Below are 18,117 nucleotides of genomic sequence, written 5' to 3'. Positions count from 1 at the left end.
AGCCTCCTACGGGTAAATGAATTGCCAGATGTTAATCTCCGGCTCGCTGTTGACGCGGATGACTGTGTTCCATTTACCGGCTCTGGAAGGCGTGGTGAAGAGTAACACAGAGAAGCTGTCTGACTTTTTCAGATTGTTATAGACAAAATAGAGGGTCTTCCCTCGGCTGAACATACTGTCAGGCTGCGGCCAGACGCTGCCAGGCTCGTAAACCTCGCTGCTCTCGCTGGTCATGCTGAGGACATACTTTCCCTCTGTCTGCACCGGGAACGCCAGCTCCATTCGCGTTTCTGTCTCCCGCCGTCCAAAGCGTTCATAGTTTATGGTCAGTGATTTAGCGGAATTCATTTTGACCGTGTCGCTGACCATTCCGCTGGAAAACAGACCGGCAATCGCCGCGACGATAATAGCCAACAGAACAATAAAACCGACCTGACGAAACGCATATTCAAACGTCAGCAAACGATAACGCTCATCTATCCCGGGTAACTTTTCATTTTCACGCTTCATGGTCATCGTCACCGTTTCGCTTATTATCCGATAAGTTTGATTTTTCACGCGAATGTTTTTAGGACTTATCACATTTGCCACATAAAGGAATAGCAACAATACTTAATAAGTCAAGACACCCAAAATGAAGGATATCGGATGAAATTATCACTTATTTCCGCTTTATTGATATTTCTGGTTCCAACCGCATGGGCTGATAATAACGGCGGGTTACAAAAAGGTGAAGCCCCGCCGCCACCGCACGCGCTTGATAGCGGATATCGCGGAACCGACGATGCGCGTATTATGACCATCGTTCAGGCAAAACAAATGCACGACGGTGCGACAATTTCATTACGCGGTAATCTTATTGATGGTAGCGGCGATAAGTTTGTATTTCAGGATAAAACCGGAAAAATCGACGTTATTATTCCCCAGGCAGTTTTCGACGGCAGAACGGTAAAACCCGACCAGATGATCAGTATCAACGGTTCGCTTGATAAAAAATCATCTCCTGCCGTCGTCCGTGTTGATCGTTTGCAGAAATAATTCAGCGAAGCGTTAACGCTGCAGTTATCCATCAAATCTCACCCCTTGGCTTAAGGAGTCAGCTATGAGTGATACAAAACAACGTACGAACGCTTACCCGCAGCCCCCGTTCCCGGAACAGCCGCAAACGCCGCCGGGACTGGCATCCGAAATGCAGCCTGTACCCGACCACGGGGAAACCAGCTATAAAGGACATGGCCGCCTTGCCGGCAAAAAAGCGCTGATTACCGGCGGAGACTCCGGTATTGGTCGCGCGGTTGCTATCGCCTATGCCCGTGAAGGTGCTGACGTTGCCATCAACTATCTGCCTGAAGAAGAAAAAGATGCCTCTGAGGTCATCGACCTGATCGAAGCGGAAGGTCGCAAGGCCGTCGCGCTGCCGGGGGATGTCCGGGACGAAACCTTCTGTCAGAATCTGGTCGAAGAAGCCGTGTCGAAACTGGGCGGGCTGGACATTCTGGTCAATAACGCGGGGCGTCAGCAGTTCCGTGAATCGCTTGAAGACCTGACCACCGAGGATTTTGACGCGACGTTTAAAACCAACGTCTATGCCCCTTTCTGGATCACCAAAGCGGCCCTGCGCCACCTGAAAGCCTCCTCCGTTATCATTAATACCTCCTCCGTTCAGGCGGTGAAGCCCAGCCCCGTTTTGCTGGACTACGCCCAGACAAAAGCCTGTCTGGCGGTATTTACCAAATCCTTAGCCAAACAGCTGGGTCCAAAAGGCATTCGCGTCAACGCGGTTGCCCCTGGGCCTTACTGGACGGTACTGCAGTCCAGCGGCGGGCAGCCGATGGAAAAAGTGAAGGAGTTTGGCGGAGATACACCGCTGGGGCGTCCGGGTCAGCCCGTCGAGATTGCCCCGCTGTACGTCACGCTGGCCTCGGATGAATGTTCATTTACGTCCGGCCAGGTGTGGTGTTCTGACGGCGGTGACGGGGTGATCTAACCGCTTAACCCTTTCCCCTCAGTAATGAGCGATAAATGAACAAGGACGTTCGCTCTTATTCCCCTGCCGAAAAACATGTTGTAACTCAAACAGATCAAATGTTAAAAATATTTTGCTATCAGGTTATCAAAATTAAACAACTTAACTTGTCACCCGCATCGCTCTGTTTTTAACATCGCCTATGGAAAAAAATGGTCTGTTCAGTCAGCGCATACGCTTGCGCCATTTGCATACATTTGTGGCCGTCGCTCAACAGGGAACGCTGGGGCGTGCGGCTGAAACTCTTAACCTGAGCCAGCCTGCGCTCTCGAAAACCCTCAACGAGCTGGAACAGCTGACCGGTGCCCGTCTTTTTGACCGCGGGCGGCTGGGCGCACAGCTTACCATCGTGGGCGAACAGTTCCTTACGCACGCCGTAAAAGTGCTGGATGCGCTCAATACCGCGGGCCAGTCCCTGCATCGAAAAGAAGCGCAATCCAGTGAGGTGGTGCGCGTGGGCGCCTTGCCTACCGCAGCGCTGGGTATTCTTCCGCCGGTTATCGGCCAGTTCCACAAGCAGCAGCGGCATACCACAATTCAGGTAGCTACAATGAATAACACCATGCTGCTCGCGGGGCTGAAATCGGGCGAGCTGGATATCGGTATCGGTCGCATGTCCGACCCTGAACTGATGGGCGGTCTCAATTACGAACTGTTATTCCTGGAGTCCCTGAAGCTGGTGGTTCGTCCCAATCATCCCCTGCTGCAGGACACGGTGACGCTAAGCCGCGTTATGGAGTGGCCGGTAGTGGTGTGCCCGAAAGGGACCGTCCCCCGCCAGACCGCCGAATCCTTGCTGCAGATGCAGGGATGTACGCTCCCTTCAGGGTGTATCGAAACGCTGTCGGCCTCGCTTTCACGCCAGCTCACCCTGGATTATGACTACGTCTGGTTCGTTCCCTCCGGCGCGGTAAAAGATGATTTACGCCAGGGAACGCTGATCGCCCTGCCGATTACCTCCCCAGGTGCCGGGGAACCCATCGGCATTTTGACCCGGGTGGATACCCCCCTTTCCACGGGCGCACAGACGCTGCTGAGCGCTATCCGTAAATCAATGCCGGTATAACACCTTTTTCACCCCTCACCCTAACCCTCTCCCCTTAGGGGAGAGGGGACTAGCCCGTGCGTTAATCAATTAATGCGGAATAATTCATTAACAATTGCGTAAAACAATTTAACAGTTTTATCATAACGGTGAATTCACCAAATGGTTCGCAAATCATTTTATAAAACCGAATTCACTCGTATTAATCATTATTCCTCCCGTAATTATTACCCAACTGGTACATACCCGACGCTGCGGGGGGATCGAAAGGAGAAAGACATGGCATTTGGCAGCGCGCCGCGCGGGATACCTCGTATTCTGCAGTGGCTTCTTGCCGGACTGATGATGCTCATCGGTCTGGCAGTCGGCGGGTTGGGCTTTAAGCTCGCCACCGTAGGCGGAAGTGGATACTTCCTGATCATGGGCGTGGTGATGGTGATTGCCGCGATCCTGATTTTCCTCAACCGCACCAGCGGGATCGTGCTTTACAGCATCGCATTTATTGCCTCGCTGTTCTGGGCGGTAAGCGATGCGGGCTGGGATTTCTGGCCGCTGTTCTCTCGCCTGTTTACCTTTGCCGTTCTGGCCTTCCTCTGCGCCATCGTCTGGCCTTTCCTGCGTGCTGCGAACCGCAGCGCCGCGAACATGGCGCCCGCTTTTGGCGTCGCGGCCGTGCTCGCGGTGGCCATGCTGATCAGCCTGGGCTGGATGTTTAAGCCGCAAACCCTCGTGGCAGCGAACGAACCCGTGCCGGTGAAACCCGTCACACCCGGCGAGCAGCAAAAGAACTGGGAGCACTGGGGCAACACAACCCACGGCGACCGTTTCGCCGCGCTGGACCAGATTAACAAGCAAAACGTCAGCTCGCTGAAGGTCGCGTGGGTTGCGCACACCGGCGATATTCCGCAGAGCAACGGCTCGGGCGCGGAAGATCAGAACACGCCTCTGCAGATTGGCGACACGCTGTATGTCTGTACCCCATACAGCAAAGTGCTGGCGCTGGACGTGGATTCCGGTAAAGAAAAATGGCGTTATGATTCCAAAGCCACCGCACCGAACTGGCAGCGCTGCCGCGGTCTGGGCTACTTTGAAGATCATGCAAACGTGACATCGTCACAGATTGGGACATCACCAGCGGCATGCCCTCGCCGCCTGTTCCTGCCCACCACCGATGCCCGTCTGATTGCCATCAACGCGGATAACGGCAAGGTCTGCGAAGACTTTGGCGACCATGGCACCGTGGATCTGAGCGTCGGCATGGGCGAGATCAAGCCCGGGTATTATCAGCAGACCTCCACGCCGCTGGTTGCCGGGAACGTTGTTGTCGTCGGCGGTCGAGTCGCGGATAACTACTCTACCGGCGAACCGCCGGGCGTGGTGCGCGCCTACGACGTTCATACCGGTAAGCTGGCCTGGGCGTGGGATCCGGGTAATCCGAACCTGACCGGCCTGCCGCCGGAAGGCCAGACCTACACCCGCGGCACGCCGAACGTCTGGTCTGCGATGTCTTATGATGCAAAACTCAATCTGATTTATTTGCCAACCGGCAACGCCACCCCGGATTTCTGGGCGGGCGAGCGTACCGCGCTGGACGATAAGTACAGCTCCTCCATCGTCGCCGTCGACGCGGCCACCGGCCAGGTCCGCTGGCATTTCCAGACCACCCACCACGATCTCTGGGACTTCGACCTGCCTTCCCAGCCACTGCTGTACGATCTGCCAGACGGTAAAGGCGGCACCACGCCTGTGCTGGTGCAGACCAGCAAGCAGGGCATGATCTTCATGCTTAACCGCGAAACCGGCAAGCCGGTGGCGAAGGTGGAAGAACGCCCCGTTCCGGCGGGTAACGTTGAGGGTGAACGCTACTCCCCAACCCAGCCGTACTCCGTTGGCATGCCGATGATTGGCAACCAGACGCTGACCGAATCCGACATGTGGGGCGCGACGCCTGTTGACCTGCTGCTGTGCCGCATTCAGTTTAAAGAGATGCGTCATCAGGGCGTCTTCACCCCGCCGGGTCTCGACCGTTCCCTGCAGTTCCCTGGCTCACTCGGCGGGATGAACTGGGGCAGCGTTTCCGTTGACCCGAACAACAGCCTGATGTTCGTCAACGATATGCGCCTGGGCCTGGCAAACTATATGGTGCCGCGCGCGAATGTGGCGAAAAACGCCAGCGGCATCGAGATGGGGATTGTCCCAATGGACGGCACGCCGTTCGGCGCGATGCGTGAACGCTTCCTGTCACCGCTGGGCATTCCGTGTCAGAAGCCGCCGTTTGGCACCATGTCAGCCGTTGACCTGAAAACCGGCAAGCTGGTGTGGCAGGTCCCTGTCGGCACGGTGGAAGATACCGGCCCGCTGGGCATTCGCATGCACATGCCAATCCCAATCGGTATGCCGACCCTGGGCGCGTCGCTCTCTACCCAGTCCGGCCTGCTGTTCTTTGCCGGTACCCAGGATTTCTACCTGCGCGCGTTTGATACCGCCACCGGGAAAGAGATCTGGAAAGACCGTCTGCCGGTTGGCAGCCAGTCCGGCCCGATGACCTACGTGTCGCCGAAAACCGGTAAGCAGTACATCATCATTAACGCCGGTGGCGCCCGCCAGTCGCCGGATCGCGGTGATTACGTTATCGCGTACGCGTTACCCGATAAGCAATAAGATGTGAAAAAGGGACCGAAAGGTCCCTTTTTTGTAGGTCAGATTTTGTAGGTCGGGTAAGGCGAAGCCGCCACCCGACACAACACGCCACTCAGAACGTCTCCCAGTTATCCCCGGAAACTACCGCCGTCGGGCGCAGCAGTGCGTTCTTCGCCACCGGCGCAGCCGTCACCACGCGGCCCTGCTTTGCGTTATTCAACCGAAACGCACCGACCGCCTCAGTCAGACGCGCGCCCTGTTCTTCCAGAGACGCCGCCGCGGCGGAGGCTTCTTCCACCAGCGAGGCGTTCTGCTGGGTCACTTTATCCATCTCGGAAATCGCCTGGCTCACCTGGACAATACCGCGACTCTGTTCATCAGACGCCGCGGCGATTTCCAGCATGATGTCGGTCACGCGTTTCACCGCTTCGACGATTTCATTCATGGTGTTACCGGCAGCAACAACCTCGCCGGAGCCCTGGTCGATCAGCGATACCGATTCGTTGATCAGGCTTTCGATCTCTTTTGCGGCGTTCGCACTGCGGCTTGCCAGGGTGCGCACTTCACTTGCCACCACGGCAAATCCGCGCCCCTGTTCACCCGCACGGGCCGCTTCTACCGCCGCGTTAAGCGCCAGAATATTGGTCTGGAACGCAATGCTGTTAATCACGGCGGTAATCTCAGAGATCTTCTTCGAGCTGCTGGAGATATTGCCCATGGTTTTGACCACGCCGGAGACCATCTGGCCGCCGCGGCTGGCTTTACCGGAGGCATCTTCCGCCAGCTTGCTGGCGTGATGGGCGTTATCGGCGTTCTGCTTCACCGTCGCGGTCAGCTGTTCCATGCTCGCGGCGGTCTGCTCAATAGCCGCAGCCTGCTGCTCAGTGCGCGAAGAGAGATCGGTGTTACCGGCTGAAATCTCGCTGGTGCCGCGGTAGATCTCCTCCGCCCCCTGACGTACAGTGCCCACGGTATTTTCAAGCGAGTGCTGCATGGTTTGCAGATCGCGCGCCAGGCGGCCAATTTCGCTGCGCCCGACCACATCGTCCGGCATCGTCAGGTCGCCTTTGGCGATATTCTCGATACGTTTCGCTGCACGCTGCAGCGGATTGATTACCGTGCGGCGCAGCACGACAAAGGTCATCGCCGTCAGCACCAGCGCCAGCACAAACGCGCCTACCATAAACATCAGGCCCAGTTGCGTGCGGCTGTGCGCCTGCGCCGTCAGCGCATTCGCACGGTCGGTACGGATCTTAATCGCCTTCAGCAGAACGGCGTTGTAAGCGTCATCCAACGGGCGCGCCGTTTCGTTTTCGTGGTTGATGATCGCTTCGAACATGCCGTTTTTGGCAAATTTCACCATCGGCTGCATGCCCGCGATATAGGCGTCGTACCGCGCCTTGAGATCCGCTTCCAGCGCTTCACCCTCTGCGGTGCGCACGGCACGATTCATATAGGCGGTAAAGCTCTCCTGGGACTGCTTAATGCGCGTTTCCGCCTCGCTGATGTTCTGCTTCATGGCGTCCATCTCCGCGATACGGCTTGCCGCACCGGCGTGGATCAGGTTGATACGCGCGGTTCGCAGATGGTTTGAGCTGTTCGACAGCCCCATACGCACCTGAATTTCAGCTGTGACATCCTGCTGATCGCGATCGGCCTGCAGCAGGAAATACCCCGCAAGACCCGAGCTCAAGGCAAACAGAAGAATAATGCCACCGAGAATGGAGGAAAACAGCGGAACCAGCCTGATGTGATGCAAGAAGCTCAGCTTACGCTGCGCCAGCATCGAAGTAGTGTTGTCCATGACCGTCGACTCTCTTGTAGGGAAGATGCGTAAAAACACGCCTGTCAGATAGTCATCGGCACGGTTGGGATTTAGATTACGGCTAAAAACGCCGCACTGGTCACACTTTAGAGAAGATTATTAAAGAAACGCCAGCGGCGAAAAACCGCTGGCAGAAGAGTTACTTGTCGCCGAAATGGATAACGGTACGGATGGATTTTCCTTCGTGCATCAGATCGAACGCCTCGTTGATCTGCTCCAGCGGTAAGCGATGGGTAATGAACGGATCGAGCTGAATCTTGCCGACCATGGCATCTTCAACCATACCCGGAAGCTGGGTACGCCCCTTCACGCCGCCAAACGCGGAACCGCGCCATACGCGCCCGGTGACCAGCTGGAATGGACGGGTTTTAATCTCCTGACCCGCTCCGGCCACGCCAATGATGATGCTCTCGCCCCAGCCTTTGTGGCAGCACTCCAGCGCGGAACGCATCACGTTGACGTTGCCAATACATTCGAAGCTGAAGTCCACGCCGCCGTCGGTCATCTCAACGATGACGTCCTGAATCGGCTTCTCGTGATCTTTCGGGTTCACGAAATCGGTCGCGCCCATTTCACCCGCCAGTCTGAATTTCTCCGGGTTGGTGTCGACCGCGATGATACGACCGGCCTTCGCCTGCACCGCGCCCTGAATCACCGCCAGACCAATGCCGCCGAGACCGAACACCGCCACGGTATCGCCCTCTTTGACTTTTGCCGTGTTATGCACCGCACCAATACCGGTGGTCACGCCGCAGCCCAGCAGGCAGACTTTATCCAGCGGCGCCTGCGGGTTTACCTTCGCCAGCGAGATCTCCGCGCAAACGGTGTATTCGCTGAAGGTGCTGGTGCCCATGTAGTGATAAACAGGCTCGCCGTTATAAGAGAAACGGGTAGTGCCGTCCGGCATCAGCCCTTTCCCCTGTGTGGCGCGCACCGCCTGGCAGAGGTTGGTTTTACCGGATTTACAGAACTTACACTCGCCGCATTCCGCCGTGTACAGCGGGATCACGTGGTCCCCCGGTTTCAGGCTGGTCACGCCCTCACCCACTTCCACCACAATCCCGCCGCCTTCATGGCCGAGTACCGCCGGGAAGACACCTTCAGGATCGTCCCCCGACAGCGTAAACGCATCGGTATGGCACACGCCGGTATGGGTGATTTTGATCAGCACTTCGCCTTTCTTCGGCGGTGCCACGTCGATTTCAACGATTTTCAGCGGCTGGCCGGGACCAAATGCAACTGCAGCGCGAGATTTCATCATGTCTTCCCTTTATTGTCAGGTGTGTGGGTTTATTTTAGATAAGAGCGCAGCAAATGGCCGACTTCCGCCATGCGTACGGCTCGCTGATCCGGCGTGGTTTCCCCCGTTACCAGCTCGTCTTTGAGGTGAATTTCAACCATTTCGCCCATCAGGCCATTGGCAGCCCCGCGCACGGCAGCGATTTGCTGCAGGATGGCCAGACAGGGGTCACCCAACTCCAGCGCGCGTTCAAGGGCATCAACCTGGCCCCGAATGCGACGGACGCGGGTAAGAATACGTTTTTTATCTTCGGGTGAATGCGGCATACGCCCTCCTGATACTATAGGGGGGTATGGTATTTAACTTTCCTGTCGATGTAAACCTTCTGTTTTCGTTGCAACAGCAGCGTATCTACTGCATATCATCAACCAGGAAAATAAAACATCAAAAAGGTATAACGCACTGAAATATATAATTTTTTAATGACATTATTTGCCTAACCGGATTGTAGCTTCCGTTGTTTAGTGACGAATTCATATACAACAGGAGTTAACACATGGCATGGAACAAACACGTAGCAGCCCTGCACGCACGCCAGAATGCGGGAACTTCATCGCAAAGACGCTGTGGAGAATTTACGCGTAAGGCAATACGTGCAGGTGGCGTGGATATTGGCAATGCACCTAACGCAAAGGACTATGGCAGTAACCTTGAACGAGCAGGTTTTCGAGTTTTAGGGCAAGGTGAAACATTACAGGAAGGCGATGTGGTTGTTATTCAGCCCTATGATGGCGGTAATCCTGCGGGTCACATGGCAATTTATGACGGCACTACCTGGTACTCTGACTTCAGACAAAGAGATATGTGGGGTGGCCCGGGATATCGCTCCGCACGCCCCGCTTACAAAATTTACAGGAAAAGCTGATGCGTTACGTTCTCTTGATGTGCCTGTTTCTTACGGGATGTTCAACACAAATGGATGCGCCGGAAAAACGTACTCATGACTTTTACAAGTTTTACCTCACTGCTTTCGTTACAGACAGCAAAGAAGATAATCTCGATTCACCAAAAATGCGTGACTATATTGCGCAAGACACACTCTCCCGACTGCAGAAAATTTCCTCTCTCTATGAACAAGAAATTATCGGTTCCGACTATTTTACCTATACGCAGGACTATGCGGCTGAGTGGATCCCTGACCTAAGCGTAAGCAATGCGATTAACTCTGCGTCCGGGAAAGTTGTTAATGTTCAGTTGGGTGTAGGTAATGAGCGGAAACTGCAGCTAAAAGTGTATCTGCGCATAGAAGACGGTAAATGGAAAATTTATCGCGTCACCGATGCAAGCCATCATTTCGAACAGTATATTTTTGACGACAGGGCGATTGCTGCCGCACAACGGTATGCGGCCAGTATAACTTCTCCATAATTAGCAAGATCGGTCAGGATTCTGGCCGTTCGGTGAGGCAAAGTGGGTCATCAGGAGGATGCAATGAACGATGCAATCAAAACGGCTTACCGCGAGCGCTTCACGATGGTGTGCGACTATATCGCCCGCCATCTCGATGAACCGCTCACGCTGGAGAAGCTCAGCGCGTTAGCCTGCTGTTCGCCTTATCATTTTCACCGGCAGTTTCTGGCATTTAGCGGTCAGCCTCTGTATCGCTATATCCAGTGGCTACGCCTGCGTCATGCTTCCTGGCGGCTGGCGTTTAATCCTCAGGATAAGGTGATTGATATTGCGCTCGATGCCGGGTTCCAGAGCCCTGAATCGTTCAGTCGCGCCTTCAGAAATGCGTTTGGAAAAAGCCCGCGTCAGTTTCGGCAACAGCCGGACTGGCTGAACTGGCACCAGCGCGTACCGAAAATGACCTTTCAGGAGCAAAAAACGATGGAAGTTAAGATTGTCGATTTCCCACAGACCCGAGTGGCAATGCTGCAGCACCGTGGCAGCCCGGATCGGGTTAATGACAGCGCGGCGAAATTTATCGCCTGGCGTAAAACCACGGGCTTATCGCCAGTGCACGAAAGCAACACGTTTGGCATTGCCTGGGACGACCCGTCAACCACGCCAGCAGACGCCTTTCGTTTCGATATCTGCGGCAGTATCGCTCAAGCGATACCAGAGAATGAATTTGGGGTTTCCAATGGTGAAATCGACGGCGGACGTTACGCCGTGGGGCGTCACACGGGTTCTCTGGATACCATTTCCGCCACGGTGTGGGCGATGTTTCGCGACTGGCTGCCGGCCAGCGGCGAAACGCTGCGCGATGCCCCGGTATTTTTCCACTACCTCAACTTTATTCACGAGGTGCCAGAACATGCGCTGCAAACGGATATCTACCTGCCGTTAAATTGACGATCCCTTGTTTACCACCTTATTTCCGTTTTATCACAAGCGCTGTTATATACCTGACTCAGGAACCGCACGCATTACATAAATTATATTAGGATCCGTTACTTATGGGCCACCCGCGCCTGCCGATTGCTTACGGCAGGCGCTACCCCGCAACTGCGCGATCTGTGCAAAAAATCAAACACACCTTTAGATAAATGCCACTTACTCTGACGTATGTTCCCAGGTAGTATTCAGAAACATGACGAATAAAGTCGCGACTTAATCGTCGCAGCACCTCTAATGCAGATAAGCCAACACGCGGAGATAAAATGCTGTTCATTTTCACAATGTTTATATTTTCACTGACGCTTTCATTTTCTCCTGGCCCCGTTAATATGGTAATTATATCGTCTGGGGCCGCTCACGGTTTTAGAAAGACCTTCTCATTTGTCTCCGGTGCAACAATAGGGTTTACGTTATTACTTATCTTTATTTGTTTCGGTTTTTACGCTGCAATCGAAAAACACCCTTTGTTTTTCCGGTATCTTAATATTGTCGGTTCTTTATTTATAATGTATCTGGGCTATAAGATAGCCTCATCCCGTCCCGATATATCATTAACAAAAACAGATTCTCCTGGTTTTGCACAGGGTTTTGTCATGCAATGGATCAACCCTAAGGCATGGACCGCATGCGCCTCAGGGGCAGCGATGTTTTCCGAACCCTCAAACCCTGCGACAGCATTCGTCTTTGTAACGGTCTATTTTTTAGTCTGTTACCTGTCGCTATCCGCATGGGCATTAATGGGAGCAAAGGTGTCGGTGCTGCTCAGGAGCACACAGCAGATCCGTACGTTTAACGTGTTGATGGGCGGACTGTTGCTTATTACGGCGTGTTACATGCTCGCTTTAGCATTTTAAACCCTTTATAACGAGTGAAACTCAATCGCGTTATAAATATCGTTAATCAATTTGTAGGCAATACTGCTGGTCGACATATTAGAAGGCCATACGGCATAGACTTTCAGCGGTTCTAATGACCAGTCAGGGAGTATTTCCTGCATGTCTCCACGCTTAACGTCCTCTTCGCTTAAATAACGGGGAGGTGCTGCGAGACCAATTTGTTGCCTGGCAAGCGCATAAGCGGCTTCGACATTATCTACATACACGGCAGGCGTATACGTTACGACAGCCACTTCCCCATTTTTATGGCGAAATTCCCGGCTATTCTGCCGCATATTGAGTCCAATCCATGGCAGTTGCGCCAGGTCATCAGGATGCGTAATCGTCGGGTAATGGCTGAGCAATTCACGGGAAGCAACGACCTGGCGCGGCAGCACAAAAAGATGGCGTGCTTTCAGTGAACTGTCCGGAAGTTCGCCGATTCTAAATGCAACATCAATACCGTCAGCAATAATATCTCTGCGCGTATCACTGTAAGAGATATTCAGTAAAATGCCCGGATGTCGCATTATAAAATCGGCCAGATGCCGGGTAAACGCACTCTTTAAAAAAACGGCAGGAAGTGAAACAGTAAGCTTATTCGCCGTTGATATCGAACGCTGCTTGAATTCAATGACCCCCTGCTCATACAGCGCCAGCATCGATTTAGCCGTTTCCAGCAAATTTGCGCCATCGTGAGTCAGAGAAAGTTTGCGGGTGTTTCTGTAGAGCAGCGCGCAGCCAAGATTTTTTTCCAGCTTTGATAAATGCGTGCTTGCCGTTGCGGTTGTAAGCCCTAACGCTTCTGCCCCACCTGAAATGGATCCAGCTTCAGCAATCTTTGCAAACACTATCAGATAACGGATGTCATCAATCATTTATCGTCCTGTTGCGACGGCGTTCCTGCGAACTCCTCATTCAATCATAGAGTTACGATATCGTACTTTCCTCCACGGCCGCATCTCTTTTTGTAGTGAGAGCTTTATCGCCCTACCAATTTTAGTGTAAAACAATAAATGTTTATTGTTAAACGATAAACTCCAGGCTAGCCTGCACGCACTTCAACTTACTTTTTGCCTGGAGAGGCATCGAATGAAAAGAAGTCTGCTGTATGGCGTTTTGCTCGCGGGGATCGCGCTTTGCGCCCCCTTACACGGTGCGGAGCTGTCCGGTTACGCGGGTCTGGGCGTCGCGGTCAGTCCCGTTTATTCGGGATCGCGGCATTACGCACCCGGACCGCTACTGAAGGGCGGCCTGAGTCTGAAGAGTAAAGACTGGGGGCAATGGGATCTCTCCACGGAGGGGCTGGCATGGACATATCACCCCGACACCCCGTTTGCCGTGAGCCTGCTGCTGGCCTCTGATGAGGGGCGAAAAGAGACGGTTAACTATCCCTTCTCCGCTCGAAAAAACCGTGATCTCCAGGGAATGGGTGATATGGCCGACATGCTGATGGCGGGCGCGGAAATGCGTTATCAACGCGAGGACTGGACGATATGGCTGCGCGCGTTAAGTGCAACGCAAAAACACCGGTACGGTGGCGAGACGCAGCAGCTGGCGAGGACCGTGAACAGCGGCGTAAAGTCCACCCTCTGGCGCGGGCAGGACGTCGAATTTTCGGTCGCAGGTGACATCACCTGGGCGAACAGCGGCTATCAGCAGCGCCATTATGGCGTCACCGCGAACCAGTCTCAGCGCACCGGGTTTGAGGCGTATTCCCCATCTTCGGGTTTACAGGAAGCTGGAGTCGATAGCGAACTGGTCTGGCACATCAGTGAAAATCTGGCGGCTGGGATGACCGGTCGCGCAGCCTGCCTGCTTGATGAAGCGGGTAAAAGCCCGCTGGTTAACAGCCGCATGCAGTACACCCTGTCATCAATGATCCAGTACGAGTTCTGAGGCGCAGACCATGAATAAACAGTATGTATACAGCCGCAGGCGAGTGTTAGCCGCAGGGGTGGTTTTTGTGTCGCTGATTGCCGCAGGCATCTACCTGCAGCCGGGCGTCAGCACGCCGTCCCCGCGCCAGACGGGTGATGCAACCACCGTCTCGTTCCTGACGCCACTCCTCAGCGGGGCGCGTGGCAGCGTTGCCGTCGCACTTATCACGCCAAAAGGCGTGCAGTACGCCCTGTGGGACAGCAATTTTACAAAACAGTATGAAATCGCCAGCCTGACCAAAACCATGACCAGCAGCCTGCTGATTGAGGCGCAGCGACGCGGCGAGGCGACTCCGCAAACCCGCGTCGGTGAACTTATTCCGGAGATCGCAGGCCCGGCGAGCGATATTACCCTGGCGCAGCTGGCTTCACATCGCTCCGGCCTGCCGCCGCTGGCGACGTCGTTACCCGAGAAAGTTCACGTTATTAAGTCCATCATCCTGCGAGACAATTTCTGGGACTTCGATGAGGAGACATTAATAGACATGGTGAATAAAGCCAGCGTCGAACGCCCGGCCGGATTTGACTATTCCAACACCGGCTATGCGCTGCTGGGACTGGCGCTGGCGCGTGCATCGCATCAATCTTTTGCTGGCCTCCTGCAAACGCGCGTATTCGCTCAGGCGCACATGACAGGTTCTGTCGTCGCCAGTGATACAACGCCCACCTCTTCCACGTTCAGCCGGGGTCGGTCCGCTTCCGGCCTGAGCGAAGCGCCGTGGATAATGCACGCATTTATCCCCGCCGGAGGCGTGCGTTCAACCATTGTCGACATGGCCCATTACGCTCAGTCGCTGCTGGCAGGACAGCTCGCATGGCGCGACGCAATGACGCCGCAGTTTGCAACTGACGATCCCGATTCACGCGTGGGCTATGGCTGGTTCACCACACGCATTCAGGGGCGCGATATCACCTGGCATGATGGTGAATCGTCGGGGTTCGCTTCCGCTATCGCCTTCGACCGACAGCGTAAAAGCGCCGTGGTGATCCTCTCCGACACCGCGTGGCCGGTGGTTGTCCCGGCCATACGGCTGCTATTAACCCCGCCATCTCATACAGCAGAGGCGCATCATGAACTGGATTGATATTCTCTGGGCGATACTGACCGTTGTTTCGGCCCTGCTGTTTGGGTGCGGAACGTGGGCCGCGCAGTATAAACTTCGGCTAATGAACACAATGCTGAGCGTTGGGCTCATTCTTTATTGCATGGAAATGATGCAGACCATCACCCATCTGAGCAGTTCAGGCTACCTGTTCAGAATGCTCACCTGGGTGATTCAGGCGTCTTATCTCGCCTTTTGCGTCTATCATGTGTGGCCAAAACCCTGGATGAAACGCGCCGCTAACTGGCTGAACGGCGGTAAGATTGCCATCGCGCTAATGCTTATGTCATGCTTGTGCATGCTGGTCTTAAAATAATATGAAACACTCAGGAAGGTTCGATGTGAATGGTGCGAGGGGTAAACTCAGTCTGGTGTTCATCGCAGGGGTGCTGCCGCTATTTCTCATCCTGGCATTAATCACCCCTTTATGGATTTATTTCACCGGCGAGTCGTTTTTTATTTCCACTCTGCTAAAGCTTGCCGAGGTTCAGAAAGACGATCTGGCTGTTGCAACGGTTTCGTCGCTGCGCCAGATACTCCTGCTGGCGATCCTTTATCTTCCGGTGGGGCTGTTTGCCTTTGCTGTCTGGCAGGGAATGAGCGTCACGCGGCAGGTTCGTCAAAAACAGATCCTCTCCCGGGCTCTGGCAAACAGCGTTCGCAAGATTGCCATCGCGATGTTAAGCCTTGGGATCGCACTGCCGGTCTGTCGCTTTTTGATCCCGCTGACGATCGCGTGGCCGGGACATTACTACCAGGTCACCCTTTTGCTTGGGGATTTTGTTCTGTTATTAACAGGCGGTTTGCTGCTGGTAACCTTTCACTCCCTGGTCGAAGGGATCAAAGCGGAAGAAGAAAATAAGGAGTTCATCTAATTATGGCTGTCGTGGTTCACCTGGACAAAATGCTGGTAGAGAAGAAAATGACGTCCAGAGCACTGGCAGCCTTTGTGGGGATCACTGAGCAAAACCTGTCGCTGCTCAAGTCCGGCAAGGTGAAAGGGATACGTTTTGATACGCTGGCGAAAATATGCGAGGCACTGCAGTGTCAACCGGGTGATATCCTCTCCTGGGAGCCGGACAGCCCGGAATGACTCGCCAACCCCCCGCTCTCTGTGCGAGTCCCCCGCACAGAGATATATCCGAAAACCACCCTGTCAGGTGCTGAAATTAACCTTTCGTCTCTCACATCCGCAAAGAACGGCTATCCTTTAATTATCAACAAAAGGAGGCAAAAATGTCTGATATCGGTACTGATAAAAACACCCAGTTTGCTGAAGACAAAGCAAAAAATAAACTTGATGAACTTGCAGGTTCGGCGCAGCAGCAGTTTGGTGAGTTCGTTGATTCACCAAAGCATCAGGTAAAAGGTGCGGCAAAAAAATATGCCGCGCAGGCCAGCGATGCTGTTTCCGATGTTACTGAAGCGGTCAGAAATAACCCCCTCACCGGCCTCGTCGCAGCGGGTGCCGTCGGTATTGTTCTCGGCCTGTTGCTGGGTCGAAAATAATAAAAGGCCCTTCGGGGCTTTATTTTTTGTTAACTGAACAACCTGACCATGCGGTCTAACTCTTCCTCTTTCACAGCACGCGATAAATAATACCCCTGAAAGTTTTTGACGCCCAGCGCGACTAATTTCTCGAATTTCTCTTCACTATCAACCCCCTCTGCAATGCAGTCTGCCCCGGTCATGTCGCTATAAATCTGTATCGCTTTAATCAAGTTATAGTCATTGTCGTTTGCCACAAAATGCTCGACGATGTCCCGATCCAGTTTGAGTCCGTCAAAATGCACCTGGCGCACCGGGAACATGGTTTGGTGGTTAGAGAAACAGTCATCCAGAAACAATCGACACCCCGTATTGCGTAAATGCCGCATGGTTTCAGGGATCCTTTTGTCCTTCGTCACGTCAATATCTTCTGCAAATTCAAAGACCAGTTTTTCGGCCCACTGCGGTTTGAGCAGCATGCCGATGGCTTTTCTCGCCATATCTGGCAAGGCATTGCCGGAAGCCAGACGAGGCGGGATATTCACTGAAAAATAGTATTTCCCGTTATACTTATTAATTCCTGATACGGCGGCATGGATGACTAGCGCCGTTATTTTTAGCCATATTTCATAACTGGAAATATCCGTAAGAAAACTGGTTGGTTTGACAATCTTACCATTCTTATTCCAGCGAATGAGTATCTCAAACCCTACACCTTTTTTATCACGATCGGTAATGATCTGATAGGCAGGAAATATCTCTTTGTTATGCAACGCATTGAAGACTTCTGCTTCCTTATCCGTAAATTCCGTTTTTTGACTTCGCCGCTTAATACTTCCCTCCGCTTTTAAATTGTGCGGATCGTGTAGCCATTGCTTAATTAACCTTAATTTCAGCACACCTTCCTTGCGGTGGGTGTAAACCGTTTTATTAGAGAGCCCCATTATATCGCACATTTCTTTTACGGACATGCCGCGATAGAAATTTAACAATACATCAATCTCTCTTTTTGTAAGCCATTTGATATTTTCATGCGGAGAAATATCCGTACTGCGTTCGCGTAATAAACGTGAGCGGTCCTTAAACCCGTTATGGTGGGTGTGAAAACAGGTTATTACATCTGAAACATGGGCTATACGAATTAATGACAATTGATAGCGGTTATTTAAAAGACTGCTAAGAGTGCGATACAACCAGCCATCCGGTATGTCACCATACAGGGTGACGCGTCGAATAACGGGGAGTGCATTGAGCACGGATGCCAGTCGCTTCAGGCTCTCCAGAAGATCGACAATACCTTTGCCGAGAAAAGCCACAATATGAGCATTCTGATTTATAAGGATATTTTGCAATTCCTGTTGGGAGACCTCATCCCCCTCAAAGTGAATATGCGTGGCCTGTACTCCGTACCTGCTAAGGATCTCACGATATCCCTGGAATGTGAACGCGCAGGCTGAAACGACAAATTTTTGTTCATCGCACGCCCCATTTCTGAGAGAAACTTTGTGGATCATAACCAGCTCCTGGGCACC

At 53.4% G+C, this 18,117-nt stretch carries 20 protein-coding genes; 14 read left to right on the top strand and 6 right to left on the bottom strand.

Features of this window, described 5'->3' with window-relative positions:
* Positions 1-6: 6 nt before the first annotated feature.
* Entirely contained in the window at positions 7-510 is a 504-nt protein-coding gene (locus P349_RS18735) for a hypothetical protein (RefSeq protein WP_032647825.1), read from the bottom strand.
* 138 nt (positions 511-648) lie between these two features.
* Here P349_RS18735 and P349_RS18740 point away from each other — a divergent pair, with 138 nt between their 5' ends.
* From P349_RS18740 to P349_RS18755, 4 genes are all read left to right on the top strand, one after another.
* Positions 649-1,038, top strand: a complete 390-nt coding sequence (locus tag P349_RS18740) for a YdeI family stress tolerance OB fold protein (RefSeq protein ID WP_032647122.1) — start codon at positions 649-651, stop codon at positions 1,036-1,038.
* Between the two features lie 64 nt (positions 1,039-1,102).
* A complete protein-coding gene (locus tag P349_RS18745; protein ID WP_032647120.1) occupies positions 1,103-1,987 on the top strand; it encodes an SDR family oxidoreductase in 885 nt (294 codons plus the stop codon).
* Between the two features lie 181 nt (positions 1,988-2,168).
* Positions 2,169-3,092: a LysR substrate-binding domain-containing protein gene (locus P349_RS18750; protein WP_024908406.1), complete on the top strand. Its 924-nt coding sequence runs from the start codon at positions 2,169-2,171 to the stop codon at positions 3,090-3,092.
* 258 nt (positions 3,093-3,350) lie between these two features.
* On the top strand, positions 3,351-5,732 hold the full coding sequence (locus P349_RS18755) for a glucose/quinate/shikimate family membrane-bound PQQ-dependent dehydrogenase (protein ID WP_032647118.1): 2,382 nt from the start codon (positions 3,351-3,353) through the stop codon (positions 5,730-5,732).
* Positions 5,733-5,823: 91 nt separating this feature from the next.
* Here the strand turns inward: P349_RS18755 and P349_RS18760 are convergent, their stop codons facing one another.
* From P349_RS18760 to P349_RS18770, 3 genes are all read right to left on the bottom strand, one after another.
* Positions 5,824-7,515, bottom strand: a complete 1,692-nt coding sequence (locus P349_RS18760; protein ID WP_032647115.1) for a methyl-accepting chemotaxis protein — start codon at positions 7,513-7,515, stop codon at positions 5,824-5,826.
* Positions 7,516-7,675: 160 nt separating this feature from the next.
* On the bottom strand, positions 7,676-8,794 hold the full coding sequence (locus P349_RS18765; protein WP_021242543.1) for an S-(hydroxymethyl)glutathione dehydrogenase/class III alcohol dehydrogenase: 1,119 nt from the start codon (positions 8,792-8,794) through the stop codon (positions 7,676-7,678).
* A gap of 32 nt (positions 8,795-8,826) precedes the next feature.
* Positions 8,827-9,102, bottom strand: coding sequence for a metal/formaldehyde-sensitive transcriptional repressor (locus tag P349_RS18770; protein ID WP_032647114.1), 276 nt, complete (start codon positions 9,100-9,102; stop codon positions 8,827-8,829).
* Positions 9,103-9,332: 230 nt separating this feature from the next.
* Here P349_RS18770 and P349_RS25195 point away from each other — a divergent pair, with 230 nt between their 5' ends.
* The 4 genes from P349_RS25195 (at position 9,333) to P349_RS18785 (ending at position 12,033) form a co-directional block, all read left to right on the top strand.
* On the top strand, positions 9,333-9,701 hold the full coding sequence (locus tag P349_RS25195; RefSeq protein WP_071995274.1) for an NlpC/P60 family protein: 369 nt from the start codon (positions 9,333-9,335) through the stop codon (positions 9,699-9,701).
* Positions 9,701-10,204 carry a YbjP/YqhG family protein gene (locus tag P349_RS18775; RefSeq protein ID WP_032647112.1) on the top strand — a complete coding sequence of 168 codons (504 nt, stop codon included), beginning with the start codon at positions 9,701-9,703 and terminating at the stop codon, positions 10,202-10,204. Before P349_RS25195 ends, P349_RS18775 begins: the two co-directional genes overlap by 1 nt.
* 63 nt (positions 10,205-10,267) lie before the next feature.
* A complete protein-coding gene (locus tag P349_RS18780; protein WP_032647109.1) occupies positions 10,268-11,134 on the top strand; it encodes an AraC family transcriptional regulator in 867 nt (288 codons plus the stop codon).
* Positions 11,135-11,442: 308 nt separating this feature from the next.
* Complete coding sequence (locus tag P349_RS18785) at positions 11,443-12,033, top strand: LysE family translocator (protein WP_032647107.1); 591 nt, start codon at positions 11,443-11,445, stop codon at positions 12,031-12,033.
* A gap of 5 nt (positions 12,034-12,038) precedes the next feature.
* Here the strand turns inward: P349_RS18785 and P349_RS18790 are convergent, their stop codons facing one another.
* Positions 12,039-12,932, bottom strand: coding sequence for a LysR family transcriptional regulator (locus P349_RS18790; protein ID WP_032647106.1), 894 nt, complete (start codon positions 12,930-12,932; stop codon positions 12,039-12,041).
* A gap of 214 nt (positions 12,933-13,146) precedes the next feature.
* On the opposite strand from P349_RS18790, the gene P349_RS18795 reads away from it, so the two are divergent.
* The 6 genes from P349_RS18795 (at position 13,147) to P349_RS18820 (ending at position 16,606) form a co-directional block, all read left to right on the top strand.
* Entirely contained in the window at positions 13,147-13,953 is an 807-nt protein-coding gene (locus P349_RS18795; RefSeq protein ID WP_032647104.1) for a MipA/OmpV family protein, read from the top strand.
* A 10-nt stretch (positions 13,954-13,963) separates the two neighbouring features.
* Complete coding sequence (locus P349_RS18800; protein ID WP_032647102.1) at positions 13,964-15,079, top strand: serine hydrolase domain-containing protein; 1,116 nt, start codon at positions 13,964-13,966, stop codon at positions 15,077-15,079.
* Complete coding sequence (locus P349_RS18805) at positions 15,066-15,413, top strand: hypothetical protein (RefSeq protein ID WP_032647100.1); 348 nt, start codon at positions 15,066-15,068, stop codon at positions 15,411-15,413. The genes P349_RS18800 and P349_RS18805 overlap by 14 nt, the downstream gene beginning before the upstream one ends.
* Positions 15,414-15,438: 25 nt before the next feature.
* Entirely contained in the window at positions 15,439-15,972 is a 534-nt protein-coding gene (locus P349_RS18810; RefSeq protein ID WP_152540061.1) for a DUF2975 domain-containing protein, read from the top strand.
* Between the two features lie 2 nt (positions 15,973-15,974).
* Positions 15,975-16,190: a helix-turn-helix domain-containing protein gene (locus P349_RS18815; protein WP_024908393.1), complete on the top strand. Its 216-nt coding sequence runs from the start codon at positions 15,975-15,977 to the stop codon at positions 16,188-16,190.
* Positions 16,191-16,333: 143 nt separating this feature from the next.
* The gene (locus P349_RS18820) at positions 16,334-16,606 is read left to right on the top strand and encodes a DUF883 family protein (protein ID WP_024908392.1); all 273 of its coding nucleotides are present in this window, start codon (positions 16,334-16,336) and stop codon (positions 16,604-16,606) included.
* Between the two features lie 29 nt (positions 16,607-16,635).
* On the opposite strand, the gene P349_RS18825 is transcribed toward P349_RS18820, so the two are convergent.
* On the bottom strand, positions 16,636-18,099 hold the full coding sequence (locus P349_RS18825) for an EAL domain-containing protein (protein ID WP_032647096.1): 1,464 nt from the start codon (positions 18,097-18,099) through the stop codon (positions 16,636-16,638).
* Positions 18,100-18,117: the final 18 nt, after the last annotated feature.

This window comes from Enterobacter sp. DC4 (genome assembly GCF_000568095.1).
In the GTDB taxonomy this organism is placed as follows: Bacteria; Pseudomonadota; Gammaproteobacteria; order Enterobacterales; family Enterobacteriaceae; genus Enterobacter; species Enterobacter pseudoroggenkampii.
Note: the sequence above shows the minus strand (reverse complement) of the source record. Positions and strands in the feature narration are given on the sequence as shown.

What these genes read in the sequence shown, in the direction of transcription:
- P349_RS18735 (WP_032647825.1), bottom strand. Translation starts at nt 510, where the DNA reads ATGAAGCGTGAAAATGAAAAGTTACCCGGGATAGATGAGCGTTATCGT.
- P349_RS18740 (WP_032647122.1), top strand. Translation starts at nt 649, where the DNA reads ATGAAATTATCACTTATTTCCGCTTTATTGATATTTCTGGTTCCAACC.
- P349_RS18745 (WP_032647120.1), top strand. Translation starts at nt 1,103, where the DNA reads ATGAGTGATACAAAACAACGTACGAACGCTTACCCGCAGCCCCCGTTC.
- P349_RS18750 (WP_024908406.1), top strand. Translation starts at nt 2,169, where the DNA reads ATGGAAAAAAATGGTCTGTTCAGTCAGCGCATACGCTTGCGCCATTTG.
- P349_RS18755 (WP_032647118.1), top strand. Translation starts at nt 3,351, where the DNA reads ATGGCATTTGGCAGCGCGCCGCGCGGGATACCTCGTATTCTGCAGTGG.
- P349_RS18760 (WP_032647115.1), bottom strand. Translation starts at nt 7,515, where the DNA reads ATGGACAACACTACTTCGATGCTGGCGCAGCGTAAGCTGAGCTTCTTG.
- P349_RS18765 (WP_021242543.1), bottom strand. Translation starts at nt 8,794, where the DNA reads ATGAAATCTCGCGCTGCAGTTGCATTTGGTCCCGGCCAGCCGCTGAAA.
- P349_RS18770 (WP_032647114.1), bottom strand. Translation starts at nt 9,102, where the DNA reads ATGCCGCATTCACCCGAAGATAAAAAACGTATTCTTACCCGCGTCCGT.
- P349_RS25195 (WP_071995274.1), top strand. Translation starts at nt 9,333, where the DNA reads ATGGCATGGAACAAACACGTAGCAGCCCTGCACGCACGCCAGAATGCG.
- P349_RS18775 (WP_032647112.1), top strand. Translation starts at nt 9,701, where the DNA reads ATGCGTTACGTTCTCTTGATGTGCCTGTTTCTTACGGGATGTTCAACA.
- P349_RS18780 (WP_032647109.1), top strand. Translation starts at nt 10,268, where the DNA reads ATGAACGATGCAATCAAAACGGCTTACCGCGAGCGCTTCACGATGGTG.
- P349_RS18785 (WP_032647107.1), top strand. Translation starts at nt 11,443, where the DNA reads ATGCTGTTCATTTTCACAATGTTTATATTTTCACTGACGCTTTCATTT.
- P349_RS18790 (WP_032647106.1), bottom strand. Translation starts at nt 12,932, where the DNA reads ATGATTGATGACATCCGTTATCTGATAGTGTTTGCAAAGATTGCTGAA.
- P349_RS18795 (WP_032647104.1), top strand. Translation starts at nt 13,147, where the DNA reads ATGAAAAGAAGTCTGCTGTATGGCGTTTTGCTCGCGGGGATCGCGCTT.
- P349_RS18800 (WP_032647102.1), top strand. Translation starts at nt 13,964, where the DNA reads ATGAATAAACAGTATGTATACAGCCGCAGGCGAGTGTTAGCCGCAGGG.
- P349_RS18805 (WP_032647100.1), top strand. Translation starts at nt 15,066, where the DNA reads ATGAACTGGATTGATATTCTCTGGGCGATACTGACCGTTGTTTCGGCC.
- P349_RS18815 (WP_024908393.1), top strand. Translation starts at nt 15,975, where the DNA reads ATGGCTGTCGTGGTTCACCTGGACAAAATGCTGGTAGAGAAGAAAATG.
- P349_RS18820 (WP_024908392.1), top strand. Translation starts at nt 16,334, where the DNA reads ATGTCTGATATCGGTACTGATAAAAACACCCAGTTTGCTGAAGACAAA.
- P349_RS18825 (WP_032647096.1), bottom strand. Translation starts at nt 18,099, where the DNA reads ATGATCCACAAAGTTTCTCTCAGAAATGGGGCGTGCGATGAACAAAAA.